Here is a 20,644-nt window from a genome sequence, read left to right as displayed (position 1 = left end):
TTGAGGGAGTCGTCAGTATCTACAACGATGCTCTTGAACGCCAGGTTTTACGGGGATGAAATTCAACAGCCTGCTAGTGCAATTGAATTATGGATTTCCAGGACGGCTTGCTTCAGTATCCGCTCCACGCAGCGCGGCCGGTGGCGAGGACATCCGGCGTACATGGCGCAGGGATTGGCAACGATCCCGCCTGCAGCTGGATGGTCAGCGGTAGAAAGCAAGAGGAATGGAATGGGATTTTTCAGTCGGCTGCTGCGCGCCCGCGAGCAGGCCAGGTCCGGCCCCGAGGCACGGTGGGATCAGGAGGACAACGCCAGCGAACTCGTACTCGATGCCGAGTACGCCGACCATTTGGCCATGGAGATGGAGATCGATGCCGGCCTTGCCCTGCACGAGCGTTGGCGCGCCCGCCTGGAGGACATGGTCATGGGCCGCAGCCAGGAGGTGATGCGCCCGGAGCTGGTCTGCCTGGACCACCGGTGCCGGCTGGGCCGCTGGCTGCATGGTGCTGGCCATGCCCGCCTCGGGCACCACACGGCATTCGGGATGCTGGTGGCGCGCCACAAGTACTTTCACCAGCAGGCGGGCCTCGTGGTGAGCCTGTTCCAGGACGGCGATCTGGCGCAGTCGCACAAGGTGCTGAACGGCAGTTGCCGGCACGCATCGAACCAGGTGGTGCTGCTGCTCAAGGAACTCAAGAACAGCGCCGCACGCTGAAGATTTCCGCCCTGCATTCCCCCCAAAGACAAAACTCCGCCAAACTTGCGCCTGGCGGAGCTTGCACCGTGCATGCATTGCGGCTCAGAACGCAAGGCATGCACGGCAGCTCAATGTAATCACGGCGGTCGGGTGACAGAAGCCGTTTCCCCGGTTTCGGCATGTTGTCCTACATGGCGGCGTTTCTGCCAACTGCCTGCTGCTGCCAGGCCACCCCTTGGCGTAGGACGTTGCACCGCGGCCATTGCGCTGGCCGCCGACGGACCGGGACCACGGGCCCTCCCAGAATGGTGCGTTTCAGGAGGCCTGCCGTGACCCTTTCCACCCGACCCCTCGCCGTCGTCACCGGAGCCTCGTCCGGCATCGGCTACCACCTGGCGCGCTGCTGCGCCGAGAATGGCTTCGACCTGGTGATCGCGGCCGACCAGGCGCTGGACCAGGCGGCCAGCGACCTGCGCATGCTGGGAGCCACGGTGCAGGTGGTGCAGGCCGAACTGGCCAGCCGCCAGGGGGTGGATGCGCTGGTCGAAGCCATTGCCAGCCGCCCCGTGGACGCGCTGCTCGCCAATGCCGGCCATGGCCTGGGCAAGGGTTTTCTGGAGCAGGAGTTCGGCGACATCGAACATGTGATCGACACCAACATCACTGGCACCCTGTACCTGCTGCACAAGCTGGGCCACCCCATGCGCCGACGCGGCCGGGGGCGCATCCTCATCACAGGGTCCATCGCGGGCTTTCTGCCGGGCAGCTTCCAGGCGGTCTACAACGGCAGCAAGGCCTTCATCGACTCGTTTGCCGCGGCACTGCGCAATGAGCTCAAGGACTCGGGCGTCACCGTCACCTGCCTGATGCCCGGTGCCACAGACACGGAATTCTTCGCCCGGGCGGACATGCTCGATACCCAGGTCGGCGCTGATGACGGCAAGGCCGACCCGGCCGATGTGGCCAAGGTCGGCTTTGCCGCGATGATGGACGGCGAAGCCGATGTGGTGCACGGCTTCAAGAACAAGCTGCAGGCTGTGCTGGCCAAGGTTACGCCCTCGCAGGTGCTGGCCGAGCAGCACCGCAAGATGGCCGAGCCGGGTTCGGCGCTGAAGGATTGACACGGCCGCGCCGGGCCGATGCCGTGCGCTGGTTAGGATAGATGCCTGCCGCCGCCGCTTTCACCGATCCTGCGCCTTCCCCGATGCCTTCCATTTCCCCGGACGACTCCTTCCCCTCTCGGCACGGCATGGTGCGTGTGCGCGGTGCCCGTGAGCACAACCTCAAGGACGTCGACGTGGACATCCCGCGCGATGCGTTGGTGGTGTTCACCGGGGTCTCGGGCTCGGGCAAGTCATCGCTGGCCTTTGGCACCCTGTTCGCCGAGGCGCAGCGGCGCTACCTGGAGTCGGTGGCTCCCTATGCGCGCCGCCTGATCGTGCAGGCCGGCGTTCCCAAGGTGGACAGCATCGACGGCCTGCCGCCCGCAGTGGCGCTGCAGCAGCAGCGCGGCACGCCGAGCACGCGCTCCTCGGTGGGCAGCGTCACGGCGATATCGAGCCCGCTGCGCATGCTCTACTCGCGCGCCGGCCACTACCCCGCCGGCCAGCCCATGCTGTACGCCGAGGATTTTTCGCCCAACACCCCGCAGGGCGCCTGCCCGCACTGCCATGGCCAGGGCCGGGTGTACGAGGTGACCGAGCAGTCCATGGTGCCCGACGACACGCTCACCATCCGCGAGCGCGCCGTGGCCGCCTGGCCCCTGGCCTGGCAGGGGCAGAACCTGCGCGACATCCTCACCACCCTGGGGCACGACGTGGATGTGCCCTGGCGCAAGCTGCCGAAAAAGCTGCGCGACTGGATCCTCTTCACCGACGAGCAGCCCACCGTGCCGGTGTACGCGGGCTTCAGCATGGCCGAGGTCAAGGACGCCCTAAAACGCAAGCTCACCCCGAGCTACATGGGCACTTTCACCGGCGCGCGGCGCCATGTGCTGCACACCTTTGCCCACAGCCAGAGCGCACTCATGAAAAAGCGCGCCGCCCGGTACATGGTGGGCACGCTGTGCCCGGTGTGCCAGGGCCGGCGGCTCAAGCCCGAGGCGCTGTCGGTGACCTTTGCCGGGCGCGACATCGGTACGCTGTCGCAGCTGCCGCTCACGGCGCTGGCCGAACTGCTGCGCCCCGCCGCCGAAGGCCGGCTGGGCGAGGGCGACCCCGCGCCCGATGCGCCCGCAGGCCGCGCCCGCCGCAATCGGCCAGCCGCCCATGCCGCCGCGCCCGACGTGCACCGCACGCCCTGGTTGTCCGAGGAAAAGGTGATTGCCGCCCAGCGCCTGGCCAGCGACCTGCGCAAGCGCGTGCTGGCGCTGATCGAGCTGGGCCTGGGCTACCTCTCGCTGGACCGCAGCACACCCACGCTCTCGCCCGGCGAGCTGCAGCGTCTGCGCCTGGCCTCGCAGCTCTCGTCCCAGCTGTTCGGCGTGGTCTATGTGCTCGACGAGCCGTCGGCCGGCCTGCACCCGGCCGATGGCGAGGCGCTGCTGGCGGCGCTGCAGGGCCTGAAGGCCGCGGGCAACTCGCTCTTCGTGGTGGAGCACGACGTGGCCACCATGCGCCGTGCCGACTGGCTGGTGGACGTGGGGCCGGCCGCTGGCGAGCAGGGTGGCGAGGTGCTCTACAGCGGCCCGCCGGCTGGCCTGGCGCAGGTGCAGCGCTCGCAGACGCGGCACTACCTGTTCGGCGAGGCCACGGCCACCGGGCCGGCGCGGGCGCCGCGCCAGCCCCAGGGCTGGTTGAGGCTGGAGGGCATCACCCGCAACAACCTGCGCGCGCTGGATGCGGCGTTTCCTCTCGGGTGCATGACGGCGGTGACCGGCATCTCGGGCTCGGGCAAGTCCAGCCTGGTGAGCCAGGCCCTGCTGGAGCTGGTGTCGGCCCACCTGGGCCGGCCGCTCGCGGCCGAGGACGAGGAGGGCGGCCCGCCAGCCGACGACGGCGAGGCCCCCGCGGGCGATGCATCCCCCCTGGCTGCGCCCGTGGGGGGACGCATCAGCGCGGGCGGCGAGCACATCCGCCGCCTGGTGCAGGTGGACCAGAAACCCATCGGCCGCACGCCGCGCTCCAACCTGGCCACCTACACGGGCCTGTTCGACGGGGTGCGCAAGCTCTTTGCCGCCACCCCGGCCGCGCGCAAGCGGCGCTACGACGCGGGGCGCTTTTCCTTCAACGTGGCCAAGGGCCGCTGCCCCACCTGCGAGGGCGAAGGCTTCGTCAGCGTGGAGCTGCTGTTCATGCCCAGCGTTTATGCCCCATGCCCCACTTGCCATGGCGCGCGCTACAACGCCCAGACGCTGGAAATCCGCTGGAACGGCCTGTCCATCGCCGAGGTGCTGGGCCTCACGGTGGATGCGGCCTGCGAGGCCTTTGCCGGCGAACCCCAGGTGCTGCGCCCGCTCTCGGTGCTGCGCGACATCGGCCTGGGTTACCTGCGCCTGGGCCAGCCGGCCACCGAGCTGAGCGGTGGCGAGGCCCAGCGCATCAAGCTGGCCACCGAACTGCAGCGGCCCACGCTGCGCGGCGGCACCCTGTATGTGCTGGACGAGCCCACCACCGGCCTACACCCGGCCGATGTGGAGCGCCTGCTGGTCCAGCTCGACGGCCTGGTGGCGGCCGGCAACACCGTGGTGGTGGTCGAGCACGAGATGCGTGTGGTGGCCGCCTGCGACTGGGTGATGGACATCGGGCCCGGCGCGGGGGAGGAGGGCGGGCGCGTGGTGGCCCAGGGCACGCCGGCCCAGGTGGCGCAAAGCCAGGGCAGCCGCACGGCGCCCTACCTGGCCAGCAGCCTGGGCTGAAAGGCCGCGGGCCCGGCACCGACCAGGGAGCGCATTTTTGGTTGATACTTTGGGGGGCTTTGCCGAGCGCCCCTCCGACCGGCCGGCTTGCGCCGGACTTGAACAACAACGGGCGCCCCGCCGGGCGCCACGACATGGGATACCGCAGTGGCTCGTGAAGACAACCAGTCCCAAGCACAGGCCTCGGTGAAATGGCTGCGCCTGCTGGTCCTACTGAGCGTGGCCGTGCCGCTGTTCATCTACCTGGCGTTCGGGGCCGTGGGCTATGCGGATGCGCGCGAGGAGGCCGAGCTGCGCGTGAGCCGTTCGCTGCGCGTGGCGCACGAGCATGCCTCCAAAGTCATGGCGGCATCCGAGGCGCTGCAGGACCGGGTCGTGGCCATGGTCAGCGGCAGAAGCCCGCAGGAGCTGCGCATCCATGCCGGCGAGCTGCATGCCACCTTGCTCGCCCGCGTCAAGGGCCAGCCGCAGATCCAGTCCGTCTGGATCTTCGATGCCGAAGGCAAGCCCATTGCCAGCAGCCGCTTTGCGCAACTGCCGGTGTTCGATGTGTCGGACCGCGACTATTTCCAGTTCCACCGCCTGCGGCCGCCGGGCCAGCGCTACATCTCGGGGCCGCTGGTCACGCGCACCACCAAGGAGAAGATCGTCGACATCAGCATCGGCTATGAGGACCACAATGGCCAGTTCGGCGGGGTCATCAACGTCAGCCTGCTGAGTTCGTACTTCCAGGACTTCTACAGCGACCTGGTGGCCGACGAGCCCGGCCTGGCCGTGAACCTGTTCCGCGAGGACGGGGCCATCTACACCCGCTGGCCCCTGGTCGACAAGGCGCCTGAGCAACTGGCGCCCGACAGCCCGGTGATGCAGCGGCTGCACCAGGGCGAAGCCTCGGCGCAGATGCGCGGCATCTCCTCGGTAGACCGGCAGGACCGTATCATCGCCTACCGCAAGGTGGGCAGCTACCCGCTGTACGTGGGCACGGGCATGAACCTGACCTCGCTGCGCAACGAGGTGCTGCGCCAGCTGGGGGCGCTGTTCGCCCTGGGGGCGCTGCCCGTGGCCGCGCTGTTCTTCGCTGCGCGCATGGCGCTGCGCAATGCGCGCACCGCCTTGCAGACCACGGAAAGCCTGGAAAAGGAGATCGCCACGCGCCGCCGTGCCGAGGAGGCCCTGCTGCAGGCGCAGAAGCTCGAAGCCCTGGGCCGCCTCACGGGTGGCGTGGCGCATGACTTCAACAACGCGCTGATGGTCATCAGCAACAACCTGCACCTGCTCAGGCGCACCGTGCCCGAGGTGGGTACGCGGCAGATCGACTCCATGGCGCGGGCCGTCAAGTCGGCCACCAACCTCACGCGCCAGCTGCTGGCCTTCTCGCGCCGCCAGCCCTTGGTGGCCGAGCATGTGGTGCTGCAGGACAAGTTGCCCCCGACCAAGGACCTGATCGCGCCGGTGCTGGGCAGCCAGATCCAGCTGGAGGTGCAGGTGGACCCGGCCACCGCTCCCGTGGTGCTGGATCTGGCGGAGCTGGAGCTGGCGCTCTTGAACCTGTCCATCAACGCACGCGATGCCATGCTCCAGGGCGGCAGCCTGGTGATCCGCGCGCGCAATGCCAGCGAAAGCGAAGCCGGGCAGGGCATGCCTGCCATGGTGCTCGTCGAGGTGGCTGACACGGGCAGCGGCATCCCGCCGGAACTGCTTGGCAAGGTGTTCGAGCCCTTCTTCACCACCAAGGCCGTGGGCGAGGGCACGGGCCTGGGGCTCAGCCAGGTGTATGGCATGTGCCAGCGCATGGGCGGGCGCGCGGAGATCGCCAGCACGCTGGGCACGGGCACCCGCATCCGCCTGTACTTCCCGAGCGCCCGGCCGCAGGCGGTGCGCGAGGATGCCAACCCCGCGCCGCCGCTGGCGCCGCTGGACAAGCGCCTGCTGGTGGTGGAGGACAACGACGAGGTGGCCGCCTCGCTGGTGCCCATCCTTGAATCCCTGGGCTGCCGCGTGACGCGCGTGGACCGCGCGGCCAAGGCGCGCACGCTGCTGGAAGAGGGCGAGCGGCCCGATCTGGTGCTGTCGGACGTGGTGATGCCCGGCGAGATCGACGGCGTGGGCCTGGCGCGCCACATCCGCCAGACCTGGCCCGCGCAGAAGCTGCTGCTCATGACGGGCTACGCCGAGCAACTGGACCACATCCACCAGATGGGCTTCGACGTGCTCCCCAAGCCCTGCACGCCGCAGATGCTGCACGTGGCGATCGCGCGCATCACGCAGTAGCCGCCAGGCGTCAGGCTTCAGGCGTCGGAATCGTCCTCGCGGTTGCGGTCGAGGTAGTCGAGCAGGGCGCGCACCGCGGGCACCATGCCGCGCCGGCTGGTGAACACGGCCAGCACGTCCGCACGCGGCGAAGTCCATTGCGGCAGCACCTGGATGAGCCGGCCCTCGCGGATGTAGGCCTGGCAGATGCGCCGCGGCAGAAGGGCGATGCCCATGCCCGCGCGGGCGGCCTCGCGCAGCGCGAACATGTCGTCCGTGACCAGCCGGGGCACGTGCTGCAGCTCCAGCGCGCGCTCGGCGCTGGCCAGGCTCCAGCCCACGCGTTCACCCCGGCCGGGCCAGGACAGGGTTGGCAGGCGGGCGATGTCCTCGGGCTCCTCAGGTGGCGCCACGGTCTCGAACAGGCGTGCGCTGGCCACCAGCACGTCGGTCGATTCGCCGAGCTTGCGCACTACCTGGTCCGAGTCGGGCAGGGGCGGGCGGCGCACGCGGATCACCACGTCCATGCGCTCCTCGATGGGGTCCACGCGGCGGTTGGTGGCCGTCACGTGCAGGCGCACCAGCGGGCAGGCCTGCATGAAGCCCGGCAGGATGGGCGTGAGCCAGACCTGCGCCAGCGTGATGGGGCAGCTGATGCGCACCTCGCCCTGCGGTGTGGCCGCGGCCTGGCGCGCCAGCTCGTGGGTGGACTCGGCCAGCTCCACCAGCGTGCGGCAGCGCTCGTAGACGCTCTGGCCTGCGCCGGTCAGCGTGATGCGCCGCGGCGAGCGCTGCAACAGCCGCACGCCCATGCGTTCTTCGAGCACGGCCATGCGCCGGCTCAGCCGCGACTTGGGCACGCCCAGGCGCCGCCCGGCCTCGCTGAAGCCGCCGTGCTCCACGACCTTGGCAAAGAACATCAGGTCATTCAGGTCTTCCATAGGATGTGCCTCCCGCATCCATCATGCGTGCCATTGTCGTTCCATCAGAAGAACGATGCGTTGCACCAGACCCCGTTGAGTGGAACGAAGTGCGCGCCCATCATCGGGCCTCCATCGTTCGTCCAACTACCCTCATGACCTCTGCCTTCCACATCCTCCACCTGGATTCGAGCCTGGCCGGCCCGGCTTCCGTTTCGCGCCTGCTGAGCCGCGAAACGGTGGACGCCTGGCGCGCGGCCGAGCCCACCGTGCGCGTGACCTACCGCGACTTGGCCGTGACCGTGCCGCCCCAGCTCACGCCCGAGACCATGGCCGCGCTGCGCCAGCGCAGCCAGCCCGCCAGCGCCCAGGGCCAGGCCGACCTGGCCCAGCTCAACACCTTGCTCGACGAGTTCCTGGCGGCCGATGCCATCGTGATCGGCGCGCCCATGTACAACTTCGGCGTGCCGACCCAGCTCAAGGCCTGGATCGATGCACTGGCCCAGGCCGGCCGCACCTTCGAGTACACGCCGCAGGGCCCGCGCGGCCTGGCAGGCGGCAAGCGCGTGGTCATTGCGTCCTCGCGCGGCAACATCTACAGCACCCCGCCGCAGATGCTGGACAAGGACTTCCAGGAGCGCTACCTCATGGCCGTGCTGCAGTTCATGGGCATCACCCACATCGACGTGGTGCGAGCCGAGGGCGTGAACCGCGGCCCCGAGCTGCGCGAGGCCGCCCTGGCCTCGGCCCGCGCCGCCATCGCCCAGCTGTTTGCGGTGCAGGAGGCGGTGGCACCATGAAGCTCGCCAGTTTCACCACCGGTGGCCGGGCCAGCTATGGCGTGGTCGAGGGCTCCACGCTGGCCGACGTGGGCGCCATTGCTGGCGCCCCTGCAGACTTGATGGCACTCATCACCCTGGGCCAGCCGGGGCTGGACTGGGCGCGCGGCACCGCCGCCAGCGCGCCACGCCTGGACCTGGCCGCCGTGCAGTTGCTGGCGCCCATCCCCGCGCCGCGCAAGTTCCTGGGCCTGGGCGGCAACTACCCCTCGCACCTGGCGGAGGCGCGCAGGATCAACCTGGTGCGCACGCCCGGCCAGGCCTGGTTCAACAAGCAGGTGACCTGTGTGAACGGTCCTTATGACCCGGTGCACCTGCCGCGCATCTCGCACGAGTTCGACTACGAAGGCGAGTTGGGCGTGGTGATCGGCCGGCGCTGCCGCCATGTGCGCCGCGAGGACGCCATGGACATGGTGGCCGGCTTCGTGGTGGCCAACGACCTGAGCGTGCGCGACTGGCAGATGCGATCGCCCACGCACACGCTGGGCAAGTCGTTCGACACGCACGGCCCCTTCGGCCCCTGGATCGTGACGCGCGACGAGCTGCCCGACCCGCATGCCCTGGGCCTGCGCACCTGGGTCAATGGCGAGCTGCGCCAGGACGGCAACACCCGCGAGATGACCTACCGGGTGGAAGACATGATCGTGGAGTTGACCACCGCCTTCACCCTGGAGCCGGGCGACGTGCTCACCACCGGCAGCCCGGCCGGCGTGGGCGGCCTGATGGACCCGCCACGCTACCTGCAGGTGGGCGACGTGGTGCGGGTGGAGATCGAGGGCATCGGCGCCATCGAGAACCGCGTCATCGCGGAACCATGAAAACAAAAGTACAGGAGACAAACCCCATGCAAGCCCGCACCCTGCCCGATGCCGCCACGCATCCCATCCGCCCCGCCAAATTGGCCCATGTGGTGCTGCGCGTGGCCGACCTGCCGCGCTCGCGCACCTGGTACCTCACGGTGCTGCAGGGCTGGCCCGCGTTCGACAACGAGATGCTGTGCTTTCTGACCTACGACGACGAGCACCACCGCATCGGCCTGATCGGCCGGCCCGAACTCACGCCGGCCAACGACGGCGCGGGCGGGCTGGAGCACCTGGCCTTCACCTATCCCACACTGGATGCCCTGCTGGCCACCTTCCGCCGGCTTAAGGCCGCGGGCATCCTGCCGTACTGGACCATCAACCACGGCCCCACCGTGTCCCTGTACTACAAGGACCCCGACGGCAACCGGGTGGAGCTGCAGTACGACGTGTTCACGGCCAACGCGGACCTCGACGCTTTCTTCGCCTCGGGCGCCTACGAGGAGAACTTCATGGGCATCCTGTTCGACCCCGAGGCGCTGATCGCGCGCTACGAGGCCGGTGAGCCGCTGGATGCGCTCACCGCGCGGCCACCGCTGCCGCCGGGCAAGACACCGTGGGACATGCACATAGCCTGAGATTCCCGGCTGGGCAGACACCAACAACAAGTATCTGGAGACAAGACATGCAAGATGCATTCGACCGGCCTGTCGTACTCGACCGCCGCAGGGTCGCCTTGGGCGCACTGGGCGCAGCCACCCTGGCGGGTGTGCTGCCCGCCCGGGCCCAGGCCAGGTGGCCCGACGGACCCATCCGCCTGGTCACGCCCACGCCACCCGGTGTGGGCATCGACCCCATGGCGCGCCTCTACGCCGAGCACCTGGGCAAGCGCATCGGCACGCCGGTGATCGTGGAGAACCGGCCCGGCGCGGGTGGCATGCTGGGCACCGACGTGGTGGCCAAGGCGCCCGCCAACGGGCAGACCCTGCTCATGACCGTGGGCGCCACCTTCACCACCACGCCTTTCCTGTTCCCCAAGCTGCCCTATAACCCGCAGAAGGACCTGGTGCCGATTGCCCAGCTCTATGGCGGCGGCTCGTTCCTGCTGGCGCGGCCAGGCTTTGCGGCCGGTTCGATCAAGGAGTTGATCGCCATGGCCAAGGCCAAGCCGCGCATGGTGAACTACGCCTCGCATGGCCCCGGCAGCACCTCGCACATGTTCACCGAACAGATGCAGAACGTCGCGGGCATCGAGCTGCAGCATGTGCCCTACAAAGGCAGCTTCATCACCGACCTGCTGGCGGGCGTGGTGGACATCGGCTTCGAGCCGCCAAGCTCGGCCATTGCCCACATGCGTGCCGGCAAGGTGCGCGTGCTGGCCTACACCGGGCCCGTGCGCAGCAAGATCGCGCCCGAGGTGCCCACACTGGCAGAGACGCTGCCGGGCCTGGAGTTCAGCACCTGGGTGGGCGTGTGGGGGCCATCGGGCTTGCCCGATGCGCTGGTGGCGCGGCTGCATGGCCTGTTCCGCGCCGTGACGGCCGAGCCTGCGCTGGCGCAGATGCTCTACGACACCAGCACCGAGTCCATCGCCACGCCGCAGCCGCAGATTGCCGCCGTGGTGGACCGCGAGGCCCGGGCCACGGTGCAGTTGATCAAGAGCAACAACATCCGGCTTGATTGACCTGGCTGCGAGCTGCTTGCGCATTGTCGGCATTGGCTGACATGCTGCTGTGCAGCAATTTTCCACAATGGGTGCTCTGTGCCATCACCCCTTAGGGAGCCACCTTTTGCCGGACAGCAGCCGACCGACCCCCACCTTCTTCCCTGGCATCCAGCCCCTGGGGGCGGGCGCATGATGGACTGGTTCGACCCCACCTCCTGGGCGCACACCGGCATCGTCGCGGTGGCGGCGGTCATTGCGGCGGCCATCGTGCACCGCATCGCTGCCGTGGTGCTGCGCCGCGCCACGGGCCATGTGCTGGTGCTGCGCACGGTGTTCGAGGCCTGTGTGCCCGTGGTGCGCCTGCTGTTGCCGCTGATCGCGCTGCAGCTGGTGTGGCAGGCTGCCAGCGATGACCTGCGCCATATCGGCACGGTGCGGCATTTCAATGGCCTGGCCGTCATTGCGGGCACCTGCTGGCTGCTGGTCGCGGCCATCGGCGGGCTGGCCGACGGCGTGATCGCCAAGCACCCGGCCGACGTGGAGGACAACCTCACCGCCCGGCGCATCGCCACGCAGGCCCGCGTGCTATCGCGCACCGCCATGACGGCGGTGGTGATGGCCGGCCTGGCCATGATGCTCATGACCTTCCCGGGCGCGCGCCAGGTGGGGGCCAGCCTGCTGGCCTCGGCCGGGGTGGTGGGCCTCGTTGCCGGTATCGCCGCGCGGCCGGTGTTCAGCAACATGATCGCCGGCCTGCAGATCGCGCTGGCGCAGCCGATCCGCATCGACGATGTGCTCATCATCGAGGGCGAGTGGGGCCGGGTCGAGGAGATCACGGGCACCTATGTGGTGCTCAAGATCTGGGACGAGCGCCGGCTCATCATTCCGCTGCAGTGGTTCATCGAGCACCCGTTCCAGAACTGGACGCGCACCAGCTCCGAGATCCTGGGCACGGTGTTTCTGTATGCCGACTACGCCTTGCCGCTGGAGCCGCTGCGCGCCGAGTTCCAGCGCGTGCTGGAAACGGCCCCCGAATGGGACAAGCGCGTGAGCGTGCTGCAGCTCACCGACGTGACCGAGCGCACCATCCAGATCCGGGTGCTGGTCTCGGCCCGCTCCTCGGGCCTGGCCTTCGACCTGCGCTGCCGCGTGCGCGAGGCCCTGGTCACCTTCATCCAGCGCGAATACCCCGACTGCCTGCCCCAGGTGCGGGCGCCGCAGCAGCCCGCAAGCCCTGCGGCGGCCAGCCTGCAGATGCCGCCGCAAGGGATGTAGGCAGATGGTCAGCCGCGGGGCGGCTCATGGTTGGCGATGAAGTCCTCGGGCACATGGGGGCCCCAGACATAGAGCGAATCCTCGGGCGGGTGGTCGGCCGCGGGCCATTGCGCATGGGGCGCCACGAAGTCGATGTCGAACGAGTACTCGGCAAAGCTGCCCCAGGGGTCGCGCACGTAGCGGAAGTAGTTCGAGCCCAGCACATGCCGCCCCAGGCCCCAGCCATCGGGGTAGCCGGCGTTCACCATCTGCTGCGCGCCCATGCCCACGGCGTCGAGCGAGGGAACGCACCAGCTGCTGTGGTGCAGGCCGCCCGCGTTGGACTTGGCAAAGGCGATCAGGTGGTGGTCGCTGCCATGCGGCGTGTGCAAAAAGGCGATGATGCCGGCCGACTGGTCCGATACCTGCAGCCCCAGCACGCCGGTGTAGAAGTCCAGCGCCCCGGGCACATCGGCCGTGAACAGCAGGATGTGCGAGAGGTACAGCGGGCGCGTGGCCTGCGCGGTGCTGCGGCTCGGTGCCCGGCCGAAGTTGGCGGGCGCGGGCGGTGCATCGCGCGGGCCTGGGGCATCGGGCGACACCTTGGGCGCTGCGCGCAGCTGGATGGGCAGCGCATCGGGACCCTGCAGCCACAGGCCCGACGGGTCGGCACCCTCGGGTGGCGCCAGGCGGGGGATGCCGCGCGCATGCAGCAGGTCGTCAAAGCGCGGCAGGTCGGCTGCATGGATGCCCAGGCTGATCCATTCGAGCCGCTTGGGGCCGCCGTCGCCCTGCAGCACGCGCGCCCAGCGGTGCGGGTGGCCATGGGTGTAAAGCGCCAGCGCGCCGCCTTCTTCATCGCGCACGTCCAGGCCGAAGCTGGTGTAGAAGTGGCGCGCCACGGCCAGGTCGGGCACGCTCAGCACGAACTCGTCTACCGAGTGGATGGCGGGGCGGGGCGGTGAGGTCGTCACGGTCTGTCTCCTGTCGTTGTGCGTCGTGGTGCTCATTCAGCGGTCACGCCGATGTCCTTGGCCAGCCCCTGGTACAGCTGGGTCTCCACAGCATAGAACCTGTCGAGCTCGCGCAGCGTATTGCCCGTGGCCAGTTCCATGCCACTGGTACTCACGTAGGCCTGGAAATCGCTGTCCTTCATGGCAGTGGTGAGCGCCTTGTTCAGCCGCTCCACCACGTCTGCCGGGGTCTTGGTGGGGACCAGCAGCGCGATCCAGGTGCCGTAGACGAAGTCCGACAGCGCCTTGTCCGATGCCGCGATGGTGGGCAGGCGCGGCAGCTGCGGGTGGGCCGTGGCGGCCGAGTTGGCAATGGCCTTGACCTTGCCCGACTGGATCATCGACAGCGTGGCCCCGCCCAGCGGCAGGAAGCTCAGATCGATCTGGTCGCCCATGAGGTCCTGCGTCACGGGCGGCACGCCGCGGTAGGAGATCTGGTTGAGTTTGACGTTGGTCTTGCGCGCCCACTGCTCGCCCAGCAGGTGGATCATGGAGCCGGGTCCGATGTTGCCAAAGCTCAGCGGTGTGGCCGACTTTTTGGCCAGCGCCGCGAGCTCGCTTGGGGTGCTAGCCGCCAGCCCCGGCCGCGCCACCAGGATGTAGGGCAGGCGCGCCACCAGGGCGATGGCGCGGAAGTCCTCGGGCTTGTAGCGCGCGCCCTTGATGGTGAAGGGCGTGAGGATGGGCTCGGTCTGCGAGGCGATCAGCACCGGCACGGTGTTGGCCTGGCCGCTGAGCACCTTCTGCACACCGATGGAGCCGCCCGCACCGGGCGTGTTCTCCACGATCACGGTCTGCTCCAGTTCCTTCTGCAAGAGCGGCTGGAGCTTGCGCGCCACGCCGTCGGTGGGGTTGCCGGCGGGCTGCGGCACGATGATGCTGACGGTGCGCCCGGCCAGCTGGGCGTGCACGGGTGGGGCGGCCAGCAGCGCGGCGGCAATGGCCAAGGGGGCAAGCAGGCGGTTCATGGCGGTTGTCTCCTGTCGTTCTTGTGTGCTCATGCAGCCACGTTCATGCGGCCACGGCGTGGGCCAGCACCTCGTCGGCGATGGGGTTGCGCAGCGTGCCGATGCGCTCGATGGACACCTCGCAGACATCGCCGTCGCGCATCAGCAGGCGGGGGGAGCGCGCCCAGCCGATGCCGGCCGGCGTTCCCGCCACGATCACATCGCCTGGGCTCAGGGTGATGGCCTCGCTGATCACGTGCACCAAGGTGGCCACATCGAACACCATGTCGTCGGTATTGGCCGACTGCACGGTCTGGCCGTTCAGGCGGGTTTCCAGCTTCAGGCCACGCGCGCCGGGCGGCAGCTCGTCGGCCGTGACGACGGCCGGGCCGAAGCCGCCCGTGGCGTCGAAGGTCTTGCCCACGGTCCACTGCGGGGTCTTGAACTGGTATTCGCGCACCGAGCCGTCGTTGAACACCGAGTAACCGAACACATGGTCCAGCGCCTGGTCGAGCGGAATGTGGCGGCCACCGGTGCCGATCACCACGGCCAGCTCACCCTCGTAGTCCAGGCTGTCGCTGCAGGCCGGGCGCACGATGGGAGCATCGTGGGCGCACAGGCTGGTGGTCAGGCGCAGGAAGAGCGTGGGGTAGTCGGGCTGGGCGTAGGCGCTCTCCTTGGTGTGGTCGTGGTAGTTCAGGCCCACGCAGATGATCTTCTCGGGCGCGACCACCGGGGGCAGGAACTGCACCTGGGCCAGCGGCACGGGCGCGCCTGCGCCAGCGAGCAGTTCTTCGCGGCTGGCACCAGCGGCCAGCTGGCGCACGAAGTCGCCGACATCGCGCGCCACGTCAGCGGGCAGGGGGCGGACCTGCTCGCCGTCGAGCAGGCCGAGGCGGCGGGAACCTTGGAGGGTGAATGTGCAGAGCTTCATGGGGATGGTCCGGGTTGCGTGGATGGAAGAAATATATATATTTCAATGAAAAGTATATGTTAGTGCAAACCCTATAATTTCCAAAACCCGCCGGCCCCACTGGCGCAAAGCCCATGCCCACAGCGACTGAAACTCTCTCGACCGCGCCCACCACCCGCACCTCGTCGCTCGTGGCGCAACTGCGCATGGACATCGTGGGCGGCGTGTTCGCCCCGGGCTCCAAGCTGCTCATCAAGGACCTGTGCACGCGCTACGGCGCCAGCCCCATCCCCATGCGCGAGGCGCTCTCGCGCCTGACCAGCAGCGGCTTCGTGCAGGCCGAGGACCAGCGCGGCTTCAAGGTCGCGAGCGCCTCGGCGCAGGACCTGGCGGAGATATCGGGGGCGCGGGTGCTGGTGGAGACCGAGGCCTTGCGCCTGTCGGTGCTGCAGGGCGATGTGGCCTGGGAGTCGCGCGTGGTGGCCGCCCACCACCAGCTCAACCGCCTGGCCCTGCGCGAGCCCGGCATGCCGGCGGCCCTGTCCACCCAGTGGGACGAGGCGCACATGGCCTTCCACGACGCACTGCTCTCGGCCTGCGGCTCGCGCGTGCTGCTGGAGCTGGCCGCCAACCTGCGCGAGCGCTTCACGCGCTACCGCTTTCTCTCGGCCGCGGCGCCAGGTGGCTCGGCTGAGAAGGCCGCCGCCCAGCCCGTGCAGCGCGACATCCCGGCCGAGCACACTGCCATCGTCGAGGCCGCGCTGGCGCGCGACGTGGCGCGTGCCACGGCCTTGCTGCAGCAGCATTTCCAGCAGACGACCGAGCTGGCGCTGGCGGCCAGCAAAGGGCTGTCGGCGGGGCGGGCGGCCGTGGGCGGGCGTTAGCGCCCGGCCGGCTCAGTAGCCGTCGGCCTGTGCCGCGCGCAGCGCGTCGGCCGCGGGCAGCAGGGTGCGGATCTGCTGCCCGTCATGGAACACCACAGCGCCATCGAGCAGGCCCAGGCACTGGCCGCTGCTGTAGCAGCGGTAGCCATCGCCAGCGGTGCCCACAGCCTGGGTGCCGGAGCCACCCTGCAGCAGGGCATCGAACCTGAATTCGGCCCAGTCCAGCAAGCGGTTGACGGGCTTGGCCAGCGTGCTGCTCGATACCTGGATGGGCGTCTGGCCATTGGCGAGCACGGGCACCGGGACCGATGTCGCCCGGTAGACCCACGGTGCAGCCGCCTCCGGCGTATCGACGGGCAGGGGGTCGTGGTTCATCCAGTAGTGCCCGTGCAGCGCCGGCAGCGGGCTGCCGGCTTCCAGGTAGTTGAAGTACGGGTGGGCACAGCCCTTTTCCACCAGGGAGGAGGCCAGGTCCTTGCCATCCACCGCCAGGTTGGCCAGGGCCAGGCCGTAGCGGTCGCGCCCGTCACGGCACAGGGAGACCGGCTTGCCGGCCGCCAAGTTCTGCAGGCAGGCGAGCGCATAGGGGCCGGAACGCTGGCTTCTCTTGGGCGCAGAGATCTGGCTGATGCGCAGCTTTTCGGTGCCCTGCGCGCCCGCCACCACCAGGGTGTCGCCATCGATCACGCGCAGCACCTGGGCGTTCTCGCAGGACGCGGGGCGAGGCTTGACCGCCGTCTCCGGCAACACCGGCGGCGGTGATTCAGCCAGCAGGGCGGTGCTGGACAGCAGGGCTGCCACACCCAGGGCCATGGCCGAAAAATGGTGGCCCGCACGGGTCGCTCGTGCCTGGATCATCGCCGGTTCTCCTCTGAAATGTGATCCGGCATTGTGGTGCGCAGCAGCGGCCCATGCCAGTGACCTTTGTCACGGAAACCCGTGCTTTCAGGCCCTTAGCCCCGGGGTTCGGTACGCGCCACCAGCGATTCACCGATCGCATAGAACTGCCCGCCCGCCACATAGTGCAGGCTGCGCCACTCGGGGCCGGCCGTCTCGAAATGCCAGTGCCCGCCCGAGAACACACGCGTGTCGGCCCAGGCGCCCACCACCTCGCCGATGAACAGGTCGTAGGCCTGCTGGTTGTGCGGCTCGGGGATGACTTTGCAGGCCAGCCAGGCCGAGCAGCCCGCGACGAAGGGCAGGTCGTGCCCCTCCATGCCGAACAGCGCCACGCCGTGGTGCTGCAGCTTGGCCGGGTCCTGGTGCAGGCTGGCGTTGCCCACATCGTGGGTGAGCTGCATCTGCGCAGCGGTGGGCACCTGAACCACGAATTGCCCGCTGGCCTCCACCAGTTCGCGCGTGCGCGTGGCCTTGTCGAGCACCACCGTGAGCTTGGGCGGCGCAAAGTCCAGGGCACAGGCCCAGGCGGCGGACATCACGTTGTCCACCCCGCCGTGGCGCGCCGATACCAGCACCGTGGGGCCATGGTTGAGGAGGCGGTAGGCCTTGCCCAGTTCGACGGGGGCCAGGGGGCTGTTCATGGTATTCCTTGCAGGGGTTGCGTGCGCGCCGGTGCAGCGGCAAAAGGGCCGCAAAGCCGATGATAGGTGGGCCGCGATGCCTTTGAAATCCAGGGCCTAAGCACCTTCGCGCCGGTAGGCGCCCGGGGGGCTGCCGGTCCAGTTCTTGAAGGCCCGCTGGAAGGCCGAGCCGTCGTTGAAGCCCAGCTCGGCCGCCAGTTCCGCGAGCGAGACGCTGCTGGTGTTGAGCCGCCAGATCGCGGTGTCGCGCCGCAGTTCGTCCTTGAGCGCCTGGTAGGAGATGCCTTCATTGGCCAGGCGCCGCTGCAGCGTGGTCGGCGCCATGTGCAGGGCCTGGGCCATGCCGCCCAGGTCGGGCCAGGCCGGCTGGGTGCGCAGCAACTGGGCGCGCACCCGCGCACCCACCGAATCCTCGGCGCTCCGCGGAACGATGATCTGCGCATGCGCATCCATCAGAAAGTTGCGCAGGGCCGCGGCATCGCGGCGCACCGGCGCCTGCAGCAGCGAATCGTCGAACCACAGCGTGGACTGCGGGCAGGAAAAGCGCAGCGGCGCAGGAAAGATCTTGGCGTAGCTGGCGGAATACACCGGTTGCCCGTACGCGAAGTCGATGCGCGTGATGGGCAACTGGCCCCCCACAAGCCACGCGAACAGCCGCCAGAGCACGCGCAGCAGCAGCTCGTGCAGGAACGTGGGCCGTGCGGTCTGCGGGTTGGCGAAGCGCAGGGCCAGGCCCGCCTGCGCACCCTCGCGCACCAGGTCCAGCACCACGTCGTCCTGCAGCAGGCGGATGGTGTGCGCGGCGCGGCGCACCGCAAGCTCCAGCGTGGGCGCGCTGATGGCCGCCCTTGCCACCAGCGACAGGCAGCCCCGCTTCATCGGGCGGGTGAGCAGGCCCAGGCACTCGTCGTCCAGATGCTCGATGAGGCGCTTGAACAGACTGGCGTACTGCGCTGCGGTCACGCGCGCACCGGGCTGCCCGAGCAGCTGTGGCGCAATGCCTGCCTCCAGCAAAAGGGGTTCGCAGGGCCCGCCGCGTGCGTGCATGCCGGACAGCATGCCCTGGACGAAGGTGATGGGAATCGTGACGGGAGGGCGAAGCATGGCAGGAGAAAAGGCGAGGCAAGGGCGACCGGCGCGTCCGCTTGATCTTAGCCATGCGATGCGCCGCGTGCCTCCGGGACAACACGCATGCAGGCGCCGTGGAGTCCTGGAGATCGGTGTCTTGTGCCATCCGATTGGCGTGATCGTGCCATCGCCACGGCCAGAGTGCGCTTCTAGCATCCGGCCACGGTGAAACGGGGCCGTACAAGACCCCCGCACCGTGCGCGAACCCAACGACAAGACCCATCCTGGAGACAAGCAATGAACAACCACCGAAAAACCGCCCCGCGGCGAGCAGCCGCCGCACTCATGGGCCCCTTGCTGCTGGCCTTGTCCGCATGCGGGAATGGCGACGACAGCCCCTCTGCCTCAGGCCCTGCGATGCCACCCGCCCAGGCCTGCAGCGCCCTGCAGGGCCGTGCCGTAGACCGCGCCGCCATTGGCCTGGCGACCACCGGGGCCGTGGTCACGGGGGCGGTGCTCATCCCTGCCGCCGCGCCCCTGGGCGAGTACTGCAAGGTCTCGGGCGAGATCCGCCCGGTCGACGGTGCGGCCCAGTCCATCGGCTTTTCCATCGCCATGCCCTCGGAGTGGAATGGCAAGGCTGTGCACTTCGGGGGCGGCGGCCTGAACGGCGTTGTGCTTGATACCACCAGCCCCTTCGTCGATTCCTCGCCGCCGCTGGGGCGCGGCTACGCCGTGTTCGCCGGCGACAGTGGCCACCAGATGCCGGGCGGCGACCCTTTCGATGCCCGGTTCTCGCTCAACGACGAGATGCTGCGCAACTACGGCGGCGACGCCGTGAAGAAGACGCGCGACGTGGCCATGCAGCTGCTGCGCGCACGCTATGGCAGCGCGCCTGCCAGAACCTATTTTGTCGGTGGTTCCAAGGGCGGGCACGAGGGCATGACGGCCATGCAGAAGTGGCCCGAGGACTACGACGGCATGGTCACCCTGTTCCCCGCCTACAGCGTGGTGCCGACCCTGCTGTCCTGGCAATTGCTCAACCGCGCGCTGCACCTGGGTGGCGGTGCCGGCTTTCTGGCCCCGGCCAAGCTGCAGACCCTGCAGCAAGCGGAGCTGGCCGCGTGCGATGCGCTGGACGGCGTGGCAGACGGCGTCGTCAGCAACACTGCGGCCTGCCCCTTCACACCGGTCAGCCTGCGCTGCGCGGGCGGCGCCGATCTGGGCGATGCCTGCCTGTCGGACGCCCAGGTGGCCACCGCGCAGACGCTGCGCAGCCGCACCCGCTACCCCTATGCACTCAAGAACGGCATCGCCAGCCAGGCGGGGTTCGATGTCTCCACGGCCTATCTTTCCACCGGTGGCTTCGGCAGGTCGCCGGGCATCTCCAGCCCGCCGGTGGGCGCCAGCCTGGGGTCGCTGTCGGGCTTTGCCGATGCCCTGGTGCGGCACCTCATCCTGCGCGATCCACGTGCGGGCAGTCTGGCCTTCGACCCCCTGGACCCTGGCCCGTACGCGGCCCGGGTGCAGGAGATGTCCAGCCTGCTCGATGCCACCAGCACCGACATCCAGCCCTTCATGAAGAAGGCCAAGTGGATCCTGGTGCACGGGCAGTCGGACAGCATGATCCCCCTGGGCGGCTCGGTCGACTACTACGAGGCGCTGGTCGCCCGCTTCGGGCAGGCCCAGGTGGACGGCTTCATGCGCTTTTACACCGTCCCTGGCTACGGCCATGCCACCGGGCCGTTCAACGCAACGGGCATGGCCACACTGGATGCGCTGGACCGCTGGGCCGACTTCGGCACGCCCCCAGGGCCCCAGACCGTGGCCGACGCCAACCCCCCGGGGCGCACGCGCCCGCTGTGCCAGTTTCCCACCTGGCCGAAATACCGGGGCGCGGGCGACGTGAATGCCGCCGCCAGCTTCGACTGCGTGAGGCCCTGAGCGCCACCGCGCAGCGAATGAGGCGTTTTGCCATCAGAACGGTGCGATGT

At 69.1% G+C, this 20,644-nt stretch carries 18 protein-coding genes; 11 read left to right on the top strand and 7 right to left on the bottom strand.

What is annotated here, in order from left to right:
• Nucleotides 1-231: 231 nt before the first annotated feature.
• The 4 genes from AC3WOH_RS32570 to AC3WOH_RS32555 all read left to right on the top strand — a co-directional run bounded on the left by AC3WOH_RS32570 (nt 232) and on the right by AC3WOH_RS32555 (nt 6,826).
• Nucleotides 232-717, top strand: coding sequence for a CZB domain-containing protein (locus AC3WOH_RS32570; RefSeq protein WP_492233479.1), 486 nt, complete (start codon nt 232-234; stop codon nt 715-717).
• Between the two features lie 311 nt (nt 718-1,028).
• Nucleotides 1,029-1,820 carry an SDR family NAD(P)-dependent oxidoreductase gene (locus AC3WOH_RS32565; protein ID WP_492233478.1) on the top strand — a complete coding sequence of 264 codons (792 nt, stop codon included), beginning with the start codon at nt 1,029-1,031 and terminating at the stop codon, nt 1,818-1,820.
• An 83-nt stretch (nt 1,821-1,903) separates the two neighbouring features.
• The gene (locus AC3WOH_RS32560) at nt 1,904-4,555 is read left to right on the top strand and encodes an excinuclease ABC subunit UvrA (RefSeq protein WP_492233477.1); all 2,652 of its coding nucleotides are present in this window, start codon (nt 1,904-1,906) and stop codon (nt 4,553-4,555) included.
• Between the two features lie 147 nt (nt 4,556-4,702).
• A complete protein-coding gene (locus AC3WOH_RS32555; protein WP_492233476.1) occupies nt 4,703-6,826 on the top strand; it encodes a hybrid sensor histidine kinase/response regulator in 2,124 nt (707 codons plus the stop codon).
• 17 nt (nt 6,827-6,843) lie between these two features.
• On the opposite strand, the gene AC3WOH_RS32550 is transcribed toward AC3WOH_RS32555, so the two are convergent.
• The gene (locus tag AC3WOH_RS32550) at nt 6,844-7,746 is read right to left on the bottom strand and encodes a LysR family transcriptional regulator (RefSeq protein ID WP_492233475.1); all 903 of its coding nucleotides are present in this window, start codon (nt 7,744-7,746) and stop codon (nt 6,844-6,846) included.
• A gap of 134 nt (nt 7,747-7,880) precedes the next feature.
• On the opposite strand from AC3WOH_RS32550, the gene AC3WOH_RS32545 reads away from it, so the two are divergent.
• From AC3WOH_RS32545 to AC3WOH_RS32525, 5 genes are all read left to right on the top strand, one after another.
• Entirely contained in the window at nt 7,881-8,525 is a 645-nt protein-coding gene (locus AC3WOH_RS32545) for an FMN-dependent NADH-azoreductase (RefSeq protein WP_492233474.1), read from the top strand.
• Nucleotides 8,522-9,382 carry a fumarylacetoacetate hydrolase family protein gene (locus AC3WOH_RS32540; protein WP_492233473.1) on the top strand — a complete coding sequence of 287 codons (861 nt, stop codon included), beginning with the start codon at nt 8,522-8,524 and terminating at the stop codon, nt 9,380-9,382. The genes AC3WOH_RS32545 and AC3WOH_RS32540 overlap by 4 nt, the downstream gene beginning before the upstream one ends.
• Before the next feature lie 26 nt (nt 9,383-9,408).
• Nucleotides 9,409-10,002, top strand: coding sequence for a VOC family protein (locus AC3WOH_RS32535; RefSeq protein ID WP_492233472.1), 594 nt, complete (start codon nt 9,409-9,411; stop codon nt 10,000-10,002).
• Nucleotides 10,003-10,049: 47 nt separating this feature from the next.
• Nucleotides 10,050-11,048, top strand: coding sequence for a Bug family tripartite tricarboxylate transporter substrate binding protein (locus AC3WOH_RS32530; protein WP_492233471.1), 999 nt, complete (start codon nt 10,050-10,052; stop codon nt 11,046-11,048).
• Nucleotides 11,049-11,219: 171 nt separating this feature from the next.
• Nucleotides 11,220-12,305: a mechanosensitive ion channel family protein gene (locus tag AC3WOH_RS32525; protein WP_492233470.1), complete on the top strand. Its 1,086-nt coding sequence runs from the start codon at nt 11,220-11,222 to the stop codon at nt 12,303-12,305.
• A gap of 8 nt (nt 12,306-12,313) precedes the next feature.
• Here AC3WOH_RS32525 and AC3WOH_RS32520 read toward each other — a convergent pair whose 3' ends face one another.
• The 3 genes from AC3WOH_RS32520 to AC3WOH_RS32510 are packed head-to-tail and all read right to left on the bottom strand — an operon-like array spanning nt 12,314 to nt 15,178.
• Nucleotides 12,314-13,294, bottom strand: a complete 981-nt coding sequence (locus AC3WOH_RS32520) for a VOC family protein (RefSeq protein WP_492233469.1) — start codon at nt 13,292-13,294, stop codon at nt 12,314-12,316.
• Nucleotides 13,291-14,265 (bottom strand): tripartite tricarboxylate transporter substrate binding protein, encoded by a 975-nt coding sequence (locus tag AC3WOH_RS32515; protein ID WP_492233468.1) that lies wholly within the window; start codon nt 14,263-14,265, stop codon nt 13,291-13,293. The genes AC3WOH_RS32520 and AC3WOH_RS32515 overlap by 4 nt, the downstream gene beginning before the upstream one ends.
• A 43-nt stretch (nt 14,266-14,308) precedes the next feature.
• Nucleotides 14,309-15,178: a fumarylacetoacetate hydrolase family protein gene (locus tag AC3WOH_RS32510; RefSeq protein WP_492233467.1), complete on the bottom strand. Its 870-nt coding sequence runs from the start codon at nt 15,176-15,178 to the stop codon at nt 14,309-14,311.
• Nucleotides 15,179-15,291: 113 nt separating this feature from the next.
• Here AC3WOH_RS32510 and AC3WOH_RS32505 point away from each other — a divergent pair, with 113 nt between their 5' ends.
• On the top strand, nt 15,292-16,041 hold the full coding sequence (locus AC3WOH_RS32505; RefSeq protein ID WP_492233466.1) for a GntR family transcriptional regulator: 750 nt from the start codon (nt 15,292-15,294) through the stop codon (nt 16,039-16,041).
• A 12-nt stretch (nt 16,042-16,053) separates the two neighbouring features.
• On the opposite strand, the gene AC3WOH_RS32500 is transcribed toward AC3WOH_RS32505, so the two are convergent.
• The 3 genes from AC3WOH_RS32500 to AC3WOH_RS32490 form a co-directional block, all read right to left on the bottom strand.
• A complete protein-coding gene (locus tag AC3WOH_RS32500; RefSeq protein ID WP_492233465.1) occupies nt 16,054-16,899 on the bottom strand; it encodes a thermonuclease family protein in 846 nt (281 codons plus the stop codon).
• A 95-nt stretch (nt 16,900-16,994) separates the two neighbouring features.
• Nucleotides 16,995-17,582: a flavin reductase family protein gene (locus AC3WOH_RS32495; protein ID WP_492233464.1), complete on the bottom strand. Its 588-nt coding sequence runs from the start codon at nt 17,580-17,582 to the stop codon at nt 16,995-16,997.
• A gap of 96 nt (nt 17,583-17,678) precedes the next feature.
• A complete protein-coding gene (locus tag AC3WOH_RS32490) occupies nt 17,679-18,686 on the bottom strand; it encodes an AraC family transcriptional regulator (protein ID WP_492233463.1) in 1,008 nt (335 codons plus the stop codon).
• A gap of 261 nt (nt 18,687-18,947) precedes the next feature.
• Between AC3WOH_RS32490 and AC3WOH_RS32485 the strand changes: the two genes are divergently transcribed.
• Nucleotides 18,948-20,594, top strand: coding sequence for a tannase/feruloyl esterase family alpha/beta hydrolase (locus tag AC3WOH_RS32485; protein WP_492233462.1), 1,647 nt, complete (start codon nt 18,948-18,950; stop codon nt 20,592-20,594).
• Nucleotides 20,595-20,644: the final 50 nt, after the last annotated feature.

The sequence above is a fragment of the Acidovorax sp. FW305-C-20-28 genome (assembly GCF_058783375.1).
Note: the sequence above shows the minus strand (reverse complement) of the source record. Positions and strands in the feature narration are given on the sequence as shown.

Excerpts from the sequence above, each read along its gene's own strand:
- AC3WOH_RS32570 (WP_492233479.1), top strand. The coding sequence starts at position 232 with ATGGGATTTTTCAGTCGGCTGCTGCGCGCCCGCGAGCAGGCCAGGTCC.
- AC3WOH_RS32560 (WP_492233477.1), top strand. The coding sequence starts at position 1,904 with ATGCCTTCCATTTCCCCGGACGACTCCTTCCCCTCTCGGCACGGCATG.
- AC3WOH_RS32550 (WP_492233475.1), bottom strand. The coding sequence starts at position 7,746 with ATGGAAGACCTGAATGACCTGATGTTCTTTGCCAAGGTCGTGGAGCAC.
- AC3WOH_RS32545 (WP_492233474.1), top strand. The coding sequence starts at position 7,881 with ATGACCTCTGCCTTCCACATCCTCCACCTGGATTCGAGCCTGGCCGGC.
- AC3WOH_RS32540 (WP_492233473.1), top strand. The coding sequence starts at position 8,522 with ATGAAGCTCGCCAGTTTCACCACCGGTGGCCGGGCCAGCTATGGCGTG.
- AC3WOH_RS32535 (WP_492233472.1), top strand. The coding sequence starts at position 9,409 with ATGCAAGCCCGCACCCTGCCCGATGCCGCCACGCATCCCATCCGCCCC.
- AC3WOH_RS32530 (WP_492233471.1), top strand. The coding sequence starts at position 10,050 with ATGCAAGATGCATTCGACCGGCCTGTCGTACTCGACCGCCGCAGGGTC.
- AC3WOH_RS32525 (WP_492233470.1), top strand. The coding sequence starts at position 11,220 with ATGATGGACTGGTTCGACCCCACCTCCTGGGCGCACACCGGCATCGTC.
- AC3WOH_RS32520 (WP_492233469.1), bottom strand. The coding sequence starts at position 13,294 with ATGAGCACCACGACGCACAACGACAGGAGACAGACCGTGACGACCTCA.
- AC3WOH_RS32515 (WP_492233468.1), bottom strand. The coding sequence starts at position 14,265 with ATGAACCGCCTGCTTGCCCCCTTGGCCATTGCCGCCGCGCTGCTGGCC.
- AC3WOH_RS32510 (WP_492233467.1), bottom strand. The coding sequence starts at position 15,178 with ATGAAGCTCTGCACATTCACCCTCCAAGGTTCCCGCCGCCTCGGCCTG.
- AC3WOH_RS32505 (WP_492233466.1), top strand. The coding sequence starts at position 15,292 with ATGCCCACAGCGACTGAAACTCTCTCGACCGCGCCCACCACCCGCACC.
- AC3WOH_RS32500 (WP_492233465.1), bottom strand. The coding sequence starts at position 16,899 with ATGATCCAGGCACGAGCGACCCGTGCGGGCCACCATTTTTCGGCCATG.
- AC3WOH_RS32495 (WP_492233464.1), bottom strand. The coding sequence starts at position 17,582 with ATGAACAGCCCCCTGGCCCCCGTCGAACTGGGCAAGGCCTACCGCCTC.
- AC3WOH_RS32490 (WP_492233463.1), bottom strand. The coding sequence starts at position 18,686 with ATGCTTCGCCCTCCCGTCACGATTCCCATCACCTTCGTCCAGGGCATG.
- AC3WOH_RS32485 (WP_492233462.1), top strand. The coding sequence starts at position 18,948 with ATGAACAACCACCGAAAAACCGCCCCGCGGCGAGCAGCCGCCGCACTC.